General features: G+C 34.1%; 11 protein-coding genes and 2 pseudogenes. 1 reads left to right on the top strand and 12 read right to left on the bottom strand.

Features of this window, described 5'->3' with window-relative positions; genetic code table 11:
• Positions 1–167: 167 nt before the first annotated feature.
• Together GFJ36_RS12065 and GFJ36_RS12060 are read right to left on the bottom strand one after the other, a co-directional pair.
• Complete coding sequence (locus GFJ36_RS12065) at positions 168–1,139, bottom strand: hypothetical protein (protein ID WP_097890849.1); 972 nt, start codon at positions 1,137–1,139, stop codon at positions 168–170.
• A complete protein-coding gene (locus GFJ36_RS12060) occupies positions 1,139–2,008 on the bottom strand; it encodes an RNA-binding protein (protein ID WP_088062822.1) in 870 nt (289 codons plus the stop codon). The genes GFJ36_RS12065 and GFJ36_RS12060 overlap by 1 nt, the downstream gene beginning before the upstream one ends.
• 259 nt (positions 2,009–2,267) lie before the next feature.
• On the opposite strand from GFJ36_RS12060, the pseudogene GFJ36_RS12055 reads away from it, so the two are divergent.
• A pseudogene (locus GFJ36_RS12055) lies at positions 2,268–3,192 on the top strand (hypothetical protein).
• A gap of 191 nt (positions 3,193–3,383) precedes the next feature.
• Here the strand turns inward: GFJ36_RS12055 and GFJ36_RS12050 are convergent.
• From GFJ36_RS12050 to GFJ36_RS12005, 10 genes and pseudogenes are all read right to left on the bottom strand, one after another.
• Positions 3,384–4,064, bottom strand: coding sequence for a hypothetical protein (locus GFJ36_RS12050; RefSeq protein ID WP_002001615.1), 681 nt, complete (start codon positions 4,062–4,064; stop codon positions 3,384–3,386).
• A gap of 390 nt (positions 4,065–4,454) precedes the next feature.
• A complete protein-coding gene (locus GFJ36_RS12045) occupies positions 4,455–5,051 on the bottom strand; it encodes a hypothetical protein (RefSeq protein WP_097890851.1) in 597 nt (198 codons plus the stop codon).
• A gap of 51 nt (positions 5,052–5,102) precedes the next feature.
• The gene (locus GFJ36_RS12040; RefSeq protein ID WP_097890853.1) at positions 5,103–6,341 is read right to left on the bottom strand and encodes a bifunctional lytic transglycosylase/C40 family peptidase; all 1,239 of its coding nucleotides are present in this window, start codon (positions 6,339–6,341) and stop codon (positions 5,103–5,105) included.
• Between the two features lie 27 nt (positions 6,342–6,368).
• Complete coding sequence (locus GFJ36_RS12035) at positions 6,369–8,615, bottom strand: CD3337/EF1877 family mobilome membrane protein (protein WP_098649456.1); 2,247 nt, start codon at positions 8,613–8,615, stop codon at positions 6,369–6,371.
• Positions 8,616–8,647: 32 nt separating this feature from the next.
• Complete coding sequence (locus GFJ36_RS12030; protein ID WP_097890857.1) at positions 8,648–9,130, bottom strand: hypothetical protein; 483 nt, start codon at positions 9,128–9,130, stop codon at positions 8,648–8,650.
• 1 nt (position 9,131) lies between these two features.
• Positions 9,132–11,584 (bottom strand): annotated as a pseudogene (locus tag GFJ36_RS30085) (ATP-binding protein).
• A gap of 59 nt (positions 11,585–11,643) precedes the next feature.
• On the bottom strand, positions 11,644–12,048 hold the full coding sequence (locus tag GFJ36_RS12020) for a TcpE family conjugal transfer membrane protein (protein WP_097890861.1): 405 nt from the start codon (positions 12,046–12,048) through the stop codon (positions 11,644–11,646).
• Between the two features lie 39 nt (positions 12,049–12,087).
• On the bottom strand, positions 12,088–12,378 hold the full coding sequence (locus tag GFJ36_RS12015) for a hypothetical protein (protein ID WP_000421394.1): 291 nt from the start codon (positions 12,376–12,378) through the stop codon (positions 12,088–12,090).
• 2 nt (positions 12,379–12,380) lie between these two features.
• Positions 12,381–13,487 (bottom strand): conjugal transfer protein, encoded by a 1,107-nt coding sequence (locus tag GFJ36_RS12010; RefSeq protein WP_097890863.1) that lies wholly within the window; start codon positions 13,485–13,487, stop codon positions 12,381–12,383.
• 1,002 nt (positions 13,488–14,489) lie between these two features.
• Positions 14,490–16,199: a hypothetical protein gene (locus GFJ36_RS12005; protein WP_097890865.1), complete on the bottom strand. Its 1,710-nt coding sequence runs from the start codon at positions 16,197–16,199 to the stop codon at positions 14,490–14,492.
• Between the last annotated feature and the right edge of the window lie 319 nt (positions 16,200–16,518).

Raw genomic sequence — 16,518 nt, 5'->3', positions numbered from 1 at the left:
TTGTAATTATCTACTCAATACATTGCTTTTTCATAAAAAAAAACCCTAATTGCTATCTATAAAAGATGAGATTAGATATATTGCAAATAAGGGTTGAGTTGTGAACGTCGATTCATCGTTATTACAACAAAAAGCTGCTTCAGCATATTTACCTGAAGCAGCTCTTGTTATCTCAAAAATGGTAATGGTGCTTGCTGAATTCCGTTTTGAGTTGAGATATAAAAAGATTTTGCAAATCCCTCACTGTGAATGCATTCGTCTATTATAAGCATTATAGGAATCTTTCGTAAGTCTAACATTAGCTCCTTTCTAACATGTTCTGCTAAAGCAAGATTTGATATAGATAAAATAAAAATACCTGGTAAACTCTTCGTATTTTCGAAGTTCAATAAATTATTTGGTCCATTTTGAATTTGATCTTCCCAAATTTTCAATCGCGATTTTAAGTGCTGTGCATATCGCTGCCCCTGTTGCACCCTTTCAAATATGAAGTTTTGATTTCCAATTGGAGTTTTAATTTCTCCAACAGCAATTGGATTATATCCCGTACCAGTACCTTGTAGCTTCGGATACCAGCACCAGTTTTTTAATAATTGTTGACCTACTGCAAACTCATATTTTATTTGATTCATAGTGACAAATCTTTGTACGCCTGCCACTCCAAGTTTTAACCACTGTTCAGGCTTTAAAGAATAGTTTGTATTACGGTTATGATAAGCCCACATCATCAAATGACCAGCAGTATTTAGAGTAATTGGAGCAGAGGTTTTAGGCTGATCCGGAAATAGCCCCGATTTTACCTCCCATCTACTAACAAATCCATACAGTGCCAGTTTTTTCAGCGATTCTGAAACCTGAGACCTACTAATTTTAGACTCCACAAAATTTTTGATTTGAGCTTCAGTAATTGCTAATGAATCCCAAATAAGCTTTAGTATTAAATTGTCTTTTTCGTTTATAAAACCTGAATTAATTCTGTCATAAATACTACGTAAATCTGTGAGTGGTTTGAATTTATCTGGAAGAATTGGTCCCCCCTGTAAAAAGGGGTCATCCCAAAGTGATAAAGATTGGTCCCTATTAAGCCAATATTGAACCGCCTTTCCATTCTCTTGTACGGAAACCTGCGGCGCACTCATTAGTTATATAAAAACGCTGTTGGGTCGTTAACTTTTTTGCGTCCAAAAGGAAACTTGAAGATAACCCCCGACCCTCTCTCTTTTTCTACATCCACATTCACAATTCTCATACTTACTACTTCATCCAATACTGGCTGTTCGATTGTTTTAGGGACAATTCCTTTAATTGTGCAGCCTTGGTCCAGTTCAACAAAAACTCCAAAACGCGGGTCAACATTTACAACTCTCCCTACAATTGTATCCCCTTCAGCTAATTCAGATAATAATTGATAAGGATTTTCCACTGCCGCTTTCCTAGAAACGTGAATTAGTCGTTGCTCCGGATTAAATTGTAGAACCTTAACTGGGATACGTTCACCAATAGGTGCATAACGATCCACAGCGTTTTTATATACTCTTCCATAGTTTAGTTCATGTAATTTCATGAAGCATTCCGCACCATTAATGCGTAAAAATATAGTAGGAACCTGAGCATTCATGTTGTACCCCGTTACCTCTGCTTCGTAGGTTGGCTCTTGCAATCTTTCATCTTGCTCCAATTCTATCAACTCACGAATTAAAGCATCTGCAGATCTCCTACTTGCTTCTTTTACTGAAACCTGAACTTTATTTACATCTAGTTCATCAGACATTTGAGTAATTACTACGTTAAAAATATTACCTGTGAATTGTGTAATACTTCTAAAAGAGTAATCAGAGAAGTCCTCTTTTTTACAAACACCTATAATCTTACCGTTTTCAAGGGCAAACTCAGCATATTCAGTATCTGGATCGTCTTTATCGTTTCTTTTAACCGTTCTCAATACCGCTTGAATTGGCTCTTTATATCTACGTAGTGCCTGGAGTTTTTCATAAGTTTTTGAATCCATAAAAATATCTCCTCTCTCTTGTTCAATATTTATAAAGTTCAAAAATAATACTTCTACTTGAATTATTGTTACTTTTAACTGAGAAACTAAGTGTTTTAGAAATGTTTTCTAAAATTTTTAAAACTAGCTCTGATCCTTATCTTATTTATAAAAGTTAATGTTAAAATAGTTGTATATTTAATCAATTAAATTTTCATCAAAAACTAATCCTATATGGACTATTTTATTATTTTCAACTTTGATTGCGAGGGGAAAAAGGATGCGTAAACTGTTTAATGAAAAAAGGATATTAGAAAAAGAAACTGAGGAAGGTTCGCTTTATTTCATATTGCCTGAAGATACATTCCAGAAATACGTAGGACTTTGGGGATATCTAATACGACCTGGAGAATTTCATGAACCTGTGAAGTGGATAAATACTTATAAGATGCATTCTTTGGATTCTTACGTATTACTAAATGAATTTAAACCTAACGAATACGAATACATGATTTTTGAATATAGCAAAAATACCAGTAGCAGCTGTAGAAGAAGTAAGAAATTGTTTAATTAAAAATGATTGTATGAACGTTTATCCAGAAGATTTCCCTATTGTAGATGGGTATGAATATGTATCCGCAGGAGAAAAGAAAAAATTCATTGTTGAAACTGAAGATCATTATGATGATGTTACTTTGTATGATCAAACCCATTACTTTTCCGATCATTACATTGTGGAATCATACAAAAAAACAATTAACGGGCAACATACATACTTATACAAAACACATTACGATGAGTGGTATCAACTTTATTCTTTAGATACAAGTGATAAGTGCTGGATTTTTAAAGAAGTCTTTGAAGATGAATTGGATAACCTACCACTCTCCTCATATGAAAAAATGATAACTGAAAAAAGAGAGATTCCACAAGAAGATATAAATTATCAATTAAATTTAAAGAAATTACATGACCCTAATACTGAATGTGATTTTTACTACTCTGACAAGATGTTTGCATTAGGCTTCTTAAATAATGGAGGAAGAATTAATGTAGTAAACATTGATGGAGAATTAAGACGGTATAGCGAGATGGTTTTTAAAGGGGAAAAGCCATTCTCAAAATGGGACAATTTAGTATATGTAGGTACGGCAGCGCAAAAGGAAATACAAGAAGATATTCTAACAGATGTATCCTTGGAATAAAGTTGGATTAAATTAACTTAATAAACCTTGATAAAAGATGCAAATAGAAAAAGTGTGTTTTGAAAAAAGATTGATCAAAACACACTTTTTCTATATTCAATTGAATCATCCTTTTATAAAAAAGTTTGATAATTTTTGCGATCCTTACTCAATTAATGCGCCCTTTAGCTGAAGAAGGGCACATCAGTTTATCACTGATTTTTCTTTTCTAATTTTAATTGATTAACAATGTAAGATACTAATGTAATTAACGGATTAATAATAGTCTTAGATGTTTTATACTCAACTTGCTGAGATGCATCAACCATAGATAATTGAGCAACGGAGATAACTTTCTTTGTATCTTTAATGATTTGATTTAAGAACTTTGCAATTTCTTGGTCGTATTCTTCTTTTAGTCCTTGCATTATCAATTCAAAAGTACTATTTATAACAATAACCTCTAAATCTAAAGATTTTTGATGATTATTAGCATGATGTTTAAGGCGTTCTACCGTACCTTCAACAGTTGCAGGATTTGTAAAAAGAATGGTCTGAGGCTGCTGTATATTGCAGAGGTAATCAAAGAATGGTTCATCAATTTTAATAATTGGCACTGAAATTGAGAGTTGGTCTTCCTGTAAAATTGCAATATAGTTTGTGCAAGTAATAAGGATAGCATCAACATTACATTGGGCAATCCATTCTATTTGCTCTTTAACTTTAAATTGAGCATCTGATTCTTGAAAATTTTCATTTAATGTAACTCGATACATTAAAGCTGGGTCAACAAAATGTATTAATTCAATGTTAAATAGGGAAAATGCGTTTTCTATATATTCTATATTCGAATAATGGGCGTGTAAGCACCCTAATCTTTTTCTCAATTCCATTCCACCTCTATTATATTTCTGCTTATTCTATCAGTGTGCGCATCCAAATGTCTATCAAAATTGAGACCTTTCCTCTTATTCCACAATATGGTCCTTTAGTGCAGGAACTTTATTACTATTCAACGATTCCTTAATCCGCCTTTCAGTACAGATCTTCTATTCGTTATAAAAACATCACAATTTTTTTATAAACGTCGCGACTTTATTCAAAACATCGTGACTTTATATACAAGCGACAACAGAGCAAGAAATGGTGCAATTTGCTGTTTATATGCGAGAAAAAAGAGAGAAATCTTCATTGCATTAAGCACGGAAACATCTAAAAACCCCTCTTATTAGCAATGCTAAGAGGGGTTTTCTTTTACTCTACATGTAATTTGTGTACAAACCCTAAGGCATACGATCATTTAAATCTGCTAAAGGTATAAGTTTGTCGACAAGCCATAACTTCTTATTTCCATCATAGATAAGGTTTATCTGCATTAATGACATATTATCAGATGAAACACCATTAACTGTAATTTTACTTTTCACTTTTGCTAATACATTTGCCTTTGTGGTATCCAAAAATGCATAATACAACTCACCACCTGTGTATTCAGATTGAAATGAAACTTTCTTCTTTTCTTTCTCATCTCCAGTTCCAGGAGCAGATTGCGTTGGTCCACCTGGTGGTGTTAATTCTTTCTTTGCATTTGGTGTTATATATGCATCAATATTGGCAAGATATGATTCGCCTTTACCCGTATCATAAGTACGAAAAGCTTTAAGAAATCGTTCTGCAGCTTCTTTTACTTGTTGTTGATTGTTACTCTTTAGAGCTGACAATTCCTTTTTCGTATCGTTGTATTGTGCCTCCACCTTTTCCACTTTTTTCGTTAATTCTATATTATCAGTTTTAAGTTTTTCATTATCAGATTGATATTTTATTAAAAATCCTACACTAGCTATTAATAAAATTGCTATTATAATGATGATTTTCTTCATGATTTACCTCCTTTTCGCAGTTTCATAAGTTGCTAGATGTTACATGCATTATTATCTAACTACACGACCATATCCCGCAAAATGCTGTTGAAAATATGGTTTACCTAAATCAGCATAGCCAATCGGATCGCCAGCATGATACATTGTATTATTTCCTACATAAATGCCAACATGCGTAATGTAGTTACTTGTAGCATAAGTACTATGGAAAAACACTAAATCTCCTGGCTTAGGATCTGTTATACGTTGGGTTTTATCCCATTGGGTTTGTGCAGTACCAAATAAATTAATACCAACTCTTGAATACGTATACTCAATAATTCCACTACAGTCAAATGACGTATTTGGTGTTCGCCCTCCAAACACATATGGCCATCCTTGATACTTTAGTGCTTCTGTCATAATTGCTTGGAATACATCATCACCTAAAACGCTACCACCAGCAATTCCACCAGAACCACCAGGGGTTTGACCAGGTTGATAGTATCTCATAATATGTGGGACATAGTCTGGATCACCATAACACCAATTATTAGCTACTGCCTCTGCACTTCGCCACGAACCACATTTATACCCATTTTTAGCTGATTGCTCTGCAGAAAATGCCCTTGCATTCTCGTGAGTATATCCACCTTTTGAAACTGCATAGTTAGCGTAGCCAGTTCCGTAGTTATAACACTGTAATGTAATATTTTGATCGCCGTTGGATTTTTTATGACAATCTGCAAAATGCATTAAACCATATTTAATACTTTCTTCTGGATCTGTAAAATAACCAGGAGGATGATTTTGTGATTCGGAACTTTGCATAACGTCCAACTGGGTTCCAGAACTTTCTTGTTGGATAAGAGCTAGTATTAGTGAAGTCATTGCCTCTATGCCGTGTTGGGCTGCATATTTCCGTACCAACGGCTCCCATCTCATTACTTCAGGACTAACACTTGCAGTACCTGGTGCAAAAGGACCACCAATTCCTCCAGGACTGACTTCATCTTCACTCATTGTGGCGGTTAATAAAAATATCACTATACCTAAACCTGCAACAACAGCCAAAATAATACCGGCTACTATTAATAATGGCTTTGCAACAGCAACTGTAGCTGCCTTCTGTGCTACTTTAACTGCTACTTTCTTACCTACTTGTGCAACTGCTTTACCCGCTAATTTTGATCCTTTACCAGCCGCCTTCCCTAAAGAATGGCCTGCCTTTTTCAAGGCAGGCTTAGCATTCCCTAGTTCAGCTTCAGGATGATGTTCATTTTCATGGTCGCGATTTGGTTCCGCACTCAATGTATAAACCCTCCCTCGTGTGCTGAATTATTTTGGTTTTATGGTTTCTTTTGCTTTTACATTTTTTAAAGCTTCTTGTTGTGTTTGTCCTTTTGTGTCAACTTTTTTAATTGCTGCCCCTTCTTTTACCTGTTGCTGATTATTCACTTTAGGAACACTTTTAGTTTGTTGTGGATTAACCGGTTTTACTTCTACTTGTTTTTGTGGCGTACTTACATGTGAAGTAGTGACTGGTTTACTCTCCATCGATTTCGGTTGTGATGGTGTTGTTCCTGACTGTGGTGCTGTGATTGGTTTACTCTCCATCGGATTTGACTGTAATGGTGTTGTTCCTGACTGTGGTGTTGTGATTGGCTTAGTTTGACCTGTTGGTGTTTTAATCGTTGTTGCTGGTTTTGCTTCCGCTTTTACATCTTCTTGCTTATTCTCAAGTCCACCATTATTTTGACTTGCTACTGGTCTAACTTGAGCTTTTACATCTTTTTCCTTATTATTTAATTCCTCATTTGATTGCGCTACTGGTTTAACATCCGCTTTTACATCCTCTTCTTTACCTTTTAGTTCTGCCTGTTGCATTTCAGGGTTATTATCTTCATGTTTCCCTCGTACTGCTAATTCTGGATTCTCTTGAGTTGCGGCTACTTCTTCCTTAACCCTTTCTTGCTCCTGATTTCCTTTTCTATCGCGAACACCTAAATTTTCTTCTTTTTTCATTTGATTTATATTTTTTTCTTTTTCTGCTTGCATTTGTTCTTTTTCCTTGCGTTTACCATCTGCTACCTTTTCTTTTCTATCTGCATAGTTTTCTTTCAATTGTTTAAACTTACTGTAGCCTGATTTACCCACTTTTCCTGCCACCGCAGCACTTGCAAGACCCGCGGCGCCAGCTACTGCTACACCTCTTCCAACTGTCTTAGATCCACGTCTAACATCACGATATTTCTGCCTAATATTACTCATAGCATCTGATGCGCGTGCTGCTCCTGCACTTGCTGGTACTGTAGTAATAGCATCGAAAATAGTTTTACGATATAACCAAACACCTAAGAATGAAAGTACTTGTAATGCGGCAACTACTAAATAACCATACTTATCAGTTGCGCTAAATAAGATTGAAGAAACCCAAAACATTAAAGTTATAAGAAAGCCAATTGCAACTTTCATAAGCAGCGTTCGGAACAATTCAGATAAAAATTTCTTAGCTGTCCCAGTCCATGCAGGTACTAATGCCATCAATAACATTACTGGTGACATTAGCGCTACGATAATAAACATTAATTGGTAAAACAACATCGCCATACTACATAAGCCTAAGACAACCCATAATGGTCCATTGATTAAGAAAAGTAGTAATACTACAGCGCCACGCTCAAAAGTAGCATCCAAAGTTAATATCGTATTTTTCTTCTGTTCTACTTCCTCTCTTAATAGATCAAGCCTTTCATCTGCTCCTGTTGTTGTTAACATTTTCTTAATTCTTTCATCACCGATTTTCTTCATATCTGTTGTACCGAACTGCAGTAATGTATAAGGTTGTTTGATTAATAGAGTGTGTGTTAAATCAGTAATGGAATCGACACCGCTTGAATATCCTTGACTTTCTCCACTAATACTTTGAGTGGAATCAAGAACAGTTTTATTGACTTGTTCAGAGAAAGTGTTCAGTCCTTTGATAATATAACTTGAATTTGCGAAAAAACCTAAAGTGAAAACTAAGATACCTAATGCCTTTAACAATCCTCCTAGCATCTCTGACTGGCGTCGTTGTACAAAACCTACCCAGATCACCCAGCAGGCTAATAAAGCTAACATGAGTCCAATTAATTCACTATATATTCCATTACCCCAAGAACCATTGAACCCTGCTGCTTTAGATATTACATCGCCTAATTTATCTCCTACATCAGCTACAATGTTGAGACTCATAGATTGGCCGACCATACTTGTAACAAAAGTACTAACTGCAAGATTAATGGTCCATCCAATACTTACAAGACTAAATAACACAGCAACCATTTGTTCTTTTACTTTGTCTCCCCATTTCCAAAACTTAAGAGATTCACCAAATCCACCTTCGGGTGTATAAATGTCAATTCCATAGCTACTTGCAGGGTATTCTTCATATTTTAGTTTTTCCTTATTCTTTGGAATAATATCATCTATAAGAGAAGGTCTGGGTTCTTCCTCTGCATATACTGGAGCAGCTTTAAAAAGTAAATTAAATGCTAAAAGCAAAGTACAAATTAATAACAATAGGGTAATAAACTTTTTCATTACATGTTACTCCCCCTTTTATGGGAAACCTATTAATCTTTCGAACTAAACTCATTTGTCGGTTTAGTATTTGCTACTTCATCAACTTCATTTCGTTGAGGGCCAGAATAACTTCGAACTTTGAATCCTTCCTCTGTACGGACTACTCTTACCCATTTCACTGCTTTATCGATGTTTTTAGGGGGCTTCTTTGAAATAAAGTTATACATAATTGTATCCTTATCTACCACATACTCTTTTACTGTATAGTCTTTGTAAGATAAATTATTTTGTGGCCCTTGATTCGGATCTAAAACTGTATTTTTATCTCCATCGACGATAAGTTTTCTAATTGTTTTATTATCATGTTGTAAGTCGGCCTTTACAAAGTCCAACATCATTTCTCTAGGAGTGTGCCCCTGTTTATCTTTTTCTTCTCCTACATTTGTTTCGCTATTTCCACATGCTGCGCTCAAAATTAGAGCGCCAGCACATAGGCTAGATAGCATTAATTTTTTTAGTTTAGTTTTTATCATGTTAACTCACTCCTACATTTATTTTTTCTCCCCCTTCTTCGACAAAGGTTGCATTAACCTCCTGCTTTTCATCATCATTTGACTTTCTATAATTCTTTCTTGCATTTGGTCTTGTATCGAATGCATCGTATAAATCCTTAAACACTACATCAATTGTGACAACACCTGTTCTTCCTTGGATATCTTGGAATAAACATTGTCCTGTTTCTAAATTAGTAATAATCGCATGATTTTCTTCATTATCAGGTAATCCAAAGAAATCTAAGATTGAAGAAATTTCTTTACTGTCGGTATTACGGAATGAGAACTTCATACCGATATTATTCTTAAATGTCTCATCTCCAAGGTCACTTGCACTTTGAGTAGCAAAGTATACTGCAGAGTTTAAGGCACGACCTTCACGAACTAGCTTACGAGCTAACTCTCGCCCTTGAGAAGTTCCCATGATTGCCCATGCTTCATCTAATAGAACAATTTTAAATTTAGTAGGGTCCTTTTGAAAGAATTTTCTTGCAAATGAAGATAGAGACATCAGCATACTAACTGATAGATTTTCCTGTAAGGTATAATCTTTCGGATCTTTTTGAATATCTGGCATATCAAGATGTTGAATTTGTATGATATTTACTGCTGTATCAAGTTCAATATCTCTATTTGTTCCATCACCAAAGATTAAGTGTGCAAATGATAAATTCTCAAATGCTTGAATATGAGCGGCTAATTGTTGATCCACTTTATCATCACTATCTTCAAGATATTGAGACACAGCTGTTAAGCACGGCTCTTCCATTCCTGCTACGAATTCTACGGCTGAAGCTAAGCGCGGGAATTTCTCCGAGTTATCTGGTTTAATACCTGTAATGAAAGTAAGAATTGTCATCGCTAACTCAATTGCATCTTTTCGGCTATGTTTATGAATGATAAATGGGTCTAATTTCCCTTCATCTCGCCTATCAGTGTTTGAGCTCCTCCTAGTACTGCTAGGTAAACAATTAAGTTCGTTCCAAATGATTTACCAGAACCAGTACTTCCTGTTACCGCAACTGAAAGTGCGCTCGTTTTTTGATTTGCAACGGTATTTGTCGCTGCAAGAGAAGGTGTCATATAAACTGCTTTGTTTAAAATACCAGTTGTACCTATATAAAATCCGATATTATCACCTAAATCTTGTGTTGCACCAAACATACCGGCCGCCAGAACTCCGGGCTCCATAAAGTGTATATAATCATTTACATATCTTCTAGCACCAGGGATAAATTCATTAAACAGCAAGAACTGGTCTCCATATGGTCTTACTAGTTCAATCATCATCTCTCTATAAATAGAAATGAGTGAATTGGTATTTCGACGCATTGTATCCAAATCTTCAGCACATATACAGAAGGATACGGATGTCTTAACAAGTGGCATACGTGTCTTTTGTATAAGGGCTTGTAATTCAGTAGCTTCTTGAACACCCTCATACACGTTTAGTCCAACAGTTTGTGAATTTTCCCTTGCATGTGTTTCTTGATCTTCTAAATCTTTTTTCTTTTTATTTAGTTTAGATAGAGCTTTACGGTGGTTAATATTTTCTGTGCGTATACTTAGTTCGATTGGGAAATCTATATTTTGGATCATATACATCCACTCTTGGTCTGGAAATTCCATTGTGTATGGAATCTTCGATGCCGATAAGAAACTCATATATGCTGGATACTCTAATCCATCAGAACCGATTTGGGACATTTCTATATGTCTTCCTTTAACGTCTATCTCCGATTCTGTTAGGCGTAACAAGCTCTCTTGATTCGGAAAGATAGCAGAATCGTCATCCACTACCGGTGGCGTCCATCCTGCTGTAACAGGTGCTTCCAATGTACGATAGAAGTTGCGTAATACAATCCATTGTGTTTCATTGGTTTCTAAACTTCTTACTGCTAAATGTTTTCTTATTTTATTTCTAAAGGCGCTAGCTTCCCGTTTATACATCTCCAAATCAGTTTTTAGTATTTTGGTATCACCAAGTAATCCAAACTGTTCTGCAGTGTTTTTAAAGGTATGAAATGCAGTGTAAAGCATTTCCTTAAGTCCTTCTTGTATGTGTCTTACTTTTAATTTCACACCTATAAAATAACGATATTCTACAGCGTTTTTACCAAATTTTCTTTCTAACTCATGGACAACGTCATCAGTATGATCGATTGCCAGCTCTTTTAGTTCACCGCTTACTGTTTCTTTAAACTCATCGGCTTTTTCTTTGAAATTCTGATAAACAGGTATCATTAATAGATGTTTTTCTTCTTCATAATTCCAAAATAAGCCGAGTTGTCGCATAAACAACGTATTTTTATCATCGTCTCCTTTAAATTCATAAGGAATCCCGTATGCCTCATAATACGCCCAGCAAGAACCATCTTGGTTAAAAATCAAATTATCATGAAAATATTTGACTGGAAATTCAACCTGATTCATTTGTGCCTCCTTAGAGAAGAATATGAGACTAAACTAATTCTTCCGTATAGATTAATTAATTACTTTTTCTTAATTGAATCATCCTTAAATCGAACTACTGTCTTATATTGATAGCTTCCAATATTTCCAGTTGCATCTTTATAACGACTCAACTTCTTTTTTTCAAATGTAAATACAAAGAATCGATACATAAATTTGTGTGGGCTTTTTCCATCCAATTCTACATTTCCAAAGAAGTACGCTACACCACCAGGTAATATTAGATATTTAAAAAAGACGTTGTCTCCTAATGGTAAAATCTGTTGTAAGAATATTATTATTAATAGTGTTCCAACAAAAATCCCCAGCTGCCTGTAAGGTACAGGGAAAGGGAGTGTTATATCCCTTATCCCATATAAACTCTTAGGAATATCCCATATAGAGTTGTAAGTCCTTACTTCCTTGCGAGTCGGTTTCTGAGTCACTTATACCAACTCCTTAAAATCTCTATTTTTTACCAATAATTATTTAAATAATAAATTATATAATTTTGTTCCAAGATCTTTGAATACATCTGGAGTGAATACAAACACAGATACAATCGCACAAAGTACTAACCAACCAATTAGACCAGCCATTTGTCTTTTTACAAGTAAAACTATTACACCGATGATTGCTACAACTAAAAAAATGGGACCTAACTGAGCTACTAACCAGTTTTTTGCATTCACTCCAAAATTAATGTTGCCTAAGACCGCTGCATCCGTAATAGCAGGTAATTGCTGAGCAACCATATCTAATCCCAAAAGCTCCATAATTATTTACCCTCCACTTTCTCTAATGTGTTTTCAAATTTCTTCATAGAGCTAATTGAAAACTTGTTATCTTTATTTACAAGATTTAAATCATATGTGTATGTGTACTCTAAGCTGCTATCATTGTCTTTTAACTTAGCATCAACTAAGACCCTGTATCCTTTATCCTTATCTTCATAAATTCGTAGGTTTTCTAATTTGCTAAATGTCATAATACCTTTTAATCCATTTGTTATATTACTTTTTTCAAAGTAGTAAGCTATTTCTTCTGGTGTTCCTTCTGTATACACTTTAAACACAGATTGTAAAAATTGTTCTACTTTTTTAATTTCTGCATCTGTATTAATTTCTCGTCCTTCTGATTTGAAAGTGGCTATTTTATAAGGTGCCTTTTCTCTCTCTCCATGAACGATTGTAGGATTGTTAGGGACTACCATCTTCCCTTTCTCCATTAAAATTGGTATAGAGAAGTACCTTGTAACTTCTTTTGGTTCCTTTGGTGTGTCTGGAGCTTGTGTCGTTCCAGGAGCAGGATTATTTACAGGTTCTAGTTTCTGAATGATTTTTAATGTAACTTCTGCTTCATTTCCTTTTTGTCGGACCTCTACTGCTTCCGATTTAACTAAAGTACTAGAAGCGTTTTTTAAAGTATCTCTATTTAATCCACCTTGCTCATCAGATCCTTCAACTAGAAATTTCTCTAATCGTTTTCTTCGCTCTTCAGCTACATTCATATCAACTTTCCAATTAAAATAATTAGCGGCAAAATTATTCGCATATGCAATTAATTCTGCTTCTGACATTTTAATTTTTACGGGCTCCTCTTTCTTTTCCTGAACAGCTACTGCTCTAGGAGGACCGGCAAGTTGGATAAATGAAAGGGAGCTTCCTGCAATCATGAATCCCATCACACACCAAAATGTAACCTTACCTACTTTCCTTCCTGTTATTGCTGGAACTTTCTCCCTTGTTTTACGTTTTTTCTTTTCTTTAAGTGCTTCTGAATTTTCTTGTTGCATATCTAATATTTCAGTTGTTTTATTCTTTGCTTTTTTAAAGAATGTAAATTTCTTTTTTTCGGCGTTTTCCTGGGATTTCTTTTTTACCATGTCTTCACCTCTCTTTTTAAATGGTTAGGAGATTACAAAGTTCATTGTAATTTCCACTAATCACCTATCTACTTTAAGTATGATTTACTTTTTTCAGAAATCTAAGAGAAATAAAAAAAAATTATGTTTTATATCAAAATTTTTTTAGAATGATTAAAACTAAATATGATGTTTATTAAAGTACATAAAAAAACCAATTCCATTAAGAAATGAAATTGGTTTTACACAGGATCTATTCTCTATAGTAAGTATTACACAATATAAAAACCTAATATAATATATATCTTTAATATATATAAAGAAAAAAGATAAAACTTTTATACAGAGAAAAAATAGTCTTGAAACATTGCTATGCTAAGGGTTCATCATTACTCTAGCCGTAAAAAATCATAAAAAGTAAATACTGGGAATGTACTTAATGAGCTGGATGATGATTAAAAACTACAAAATATCGTAAAGTAGGTATATAAAAACTACATATAATCATCGTTAATTTGATGCAAGTAAAAGAATAAATAATAAATGTAAATTCTGATGACTTACGAACAAATTTTCCACATTTATAAAAAACTACACACAATTTATTAACAAATTGGTCAAAGTTAGAAACAGTATCCACTTTTTAAACAGAATTAACAGATGTTTTTCTGATTTTAAGTAGATTAAGAGATAGAACATGATAAGAACAGTACTTATGGCTATATCTTATACACATCAGATCAAATTTATTAAGATATCAACAGAATAATAATAAATATTTCTGCTTTTTTGTAGGTGAAATGATAGGAAAAGATTAAAAATTCAGATTTAATAACTTAAAAATTGTGAATATCTCATTTTGTTTCACATGCACTGTATGTAATTGCATAAAAAATAGAGAGTTGTGATCATTAAATTTGAAAACTGACTCTCTACTTTGTTTGAAGTAATACACCCCACAAGTTATCTCCAACACGAATAGCCCTCCACTTTTGTTTTTTTCAAAAATAGAGAGCTGTATCATTACATTGCTGGAAGCAGCTGATCAACCGTATGTGGTACTTCACTTGTTGAACGGTAATATGCTTCTAAGGACTGTAGAAACTGAATTAAATTAAAGTCTTCAGGGACCTCAATTACACGAATCTTTTCCTTCGGCAATTTATCAATTTTTTCAATGAACAGTTCACGAATTTCACTAGGGATTTGATTTCCCTTATGCCCACTAGACTTTAAGAGTTCGCGTATTTCAATTTCTAATGCTGTATATGCGTTAATGTTTACGCCTTGCTCATAAGCATACTTTCTAAATAGTGATTCTTCTTGATACTGCAGGTAATTACGATGATAAGTATCTATAGTTACAGGTACAGCATATTTCGCATGAAGCAGGTCATGCGCTTTACGGAATAGCTTTTGAACATTACGTAAAGAGTATATAGCAAAATGAGTACCAAATTTAAAAATGGCCTCTTCTTGTTCATGTTTAGGTACATTGTGTGTAATTAAAGGATAAATTCCAGTTTTAGCAGCTGTGTCTAATACACGATATTGAGAAGATTGCTTTAATAATTTACTTAGTGTATAAACAAGCTTTTTAGGATATCCTTCTTGTCGATCAATCATTTCTCGTAAACCACGAACTACTTGGCGAATTTGACGGTGACAAGAGTGTTTTAAAACATTAATGAATTGGTTCATATCCTTGGCAAATTCAGCAATATTCATTTCAACTAACAAGTTTTCTATAAATTTAACTTTACGCTTATATGTATCTCGTGGTGTAAATGGATCACGGTATTCTGCTCCTTCTTCTTTCGCGCATAAGAAATCAGGATGTACAGATAAATGCAATGTTGTGTATTGCTTTTTATTTTTCTTCCCTTTTTCTAACTTGCAAATTTTAAATAAAGGAGATCCGGTAGCTGATAGTTTTGTTTCTAGTTCCTCAAGTACAGCACGAATCTGATGTGGGTATTTCTTATGTAAGTAACGATACATACCACCAAAGTGTGTTGAGTTTCCTTGTTCGTCAACTTTGAATAAAGAACGTTTCAGGGTAGTTTCGCGTTTCTGCTGCATTGCTACATCCATGAATAGTTTCTTAGCTGCAATGGATAACTCAAAGAATTCTTTGGTAAATACTATCGGGCTAATAAATGTATAGGCATTTGCTTTATTTGTTTCCTTATTCATAAAATCATTTAAGATGATTTTATATTTACCACTGTACTCATTTTCGATTGTAATGATGTTATGGAAGCTTAATTTCTTCAAAGCCACATAAAATTGTGAGTGGTGAATATGTGCAAATGCTTCTTTATAATTTTTATAATCTTCCCAAAGCATGTGGATCGATACATGCGAAAGCTCACCATATGTATTACATTTTTTATGAAGAAATAGAAATACTTCTAAATCAGCATTTGTAATTCCATATAGCTTATGTTTTCTGCCTTCGTTTTTATCAAATTCACTTACTTTATCTACAATCTTTTTCATTTTCAGTGAAAAAGATGGCTTTGCTTTAGCAACAAATCCCTCTTCATCTGCAATTCGTTCTTCATAGGACATTGACTTCACAATGTCTTCTAAATAAGTATCTTTAAAACTGTAATACTTACCTTCTAAAGCTTCTACTAACTTTTGCCATGATTTAATTGTTACAATTACCGGTGTTGTTGTTTCACCATTCAAACTACGTTTGTTCTTTATAACGAAAGGTTTTGCCATCTTTTTCACCTCCTTATATATTAAGTTGCAGTTTTCCCCACAATTAGATATAAATTATCATTTTTGATTATATCAAATCGAATACTGGTGAAATCTGTCCCTTTAAGAGAAAAAACAAAAAAATGAAACGTGCCTCTATCCCTTGTGCGACAAGGGGTTTGACGTTTCATGAAAAAAAGTTTGTTGCCACCATAGGGCTATGAAGTTTTTTGAATATGAAACGTAGTATATAGTGGGAGAAATCCTCTGAAACCATTGATTTTATAGGGTTTTCATCCAATTCCGTTTGAACGTTGTAGCCATCATATAGCTATAACGT

The sequence above is a fragment of the Bacillus sp. EE-W1 genome (assembly GCF_009760835.1).
Lineage (GTDB): Bacteria > Bacillota > Bacilli > Bacillales > Bacillaceae_G > Bacillus_A > Bacillus_A wiedmannii.
Note: the sequence above shows the minus strand (reverse complement) of the source record. Positions and strands in the feature narration are given on the sequence as shown.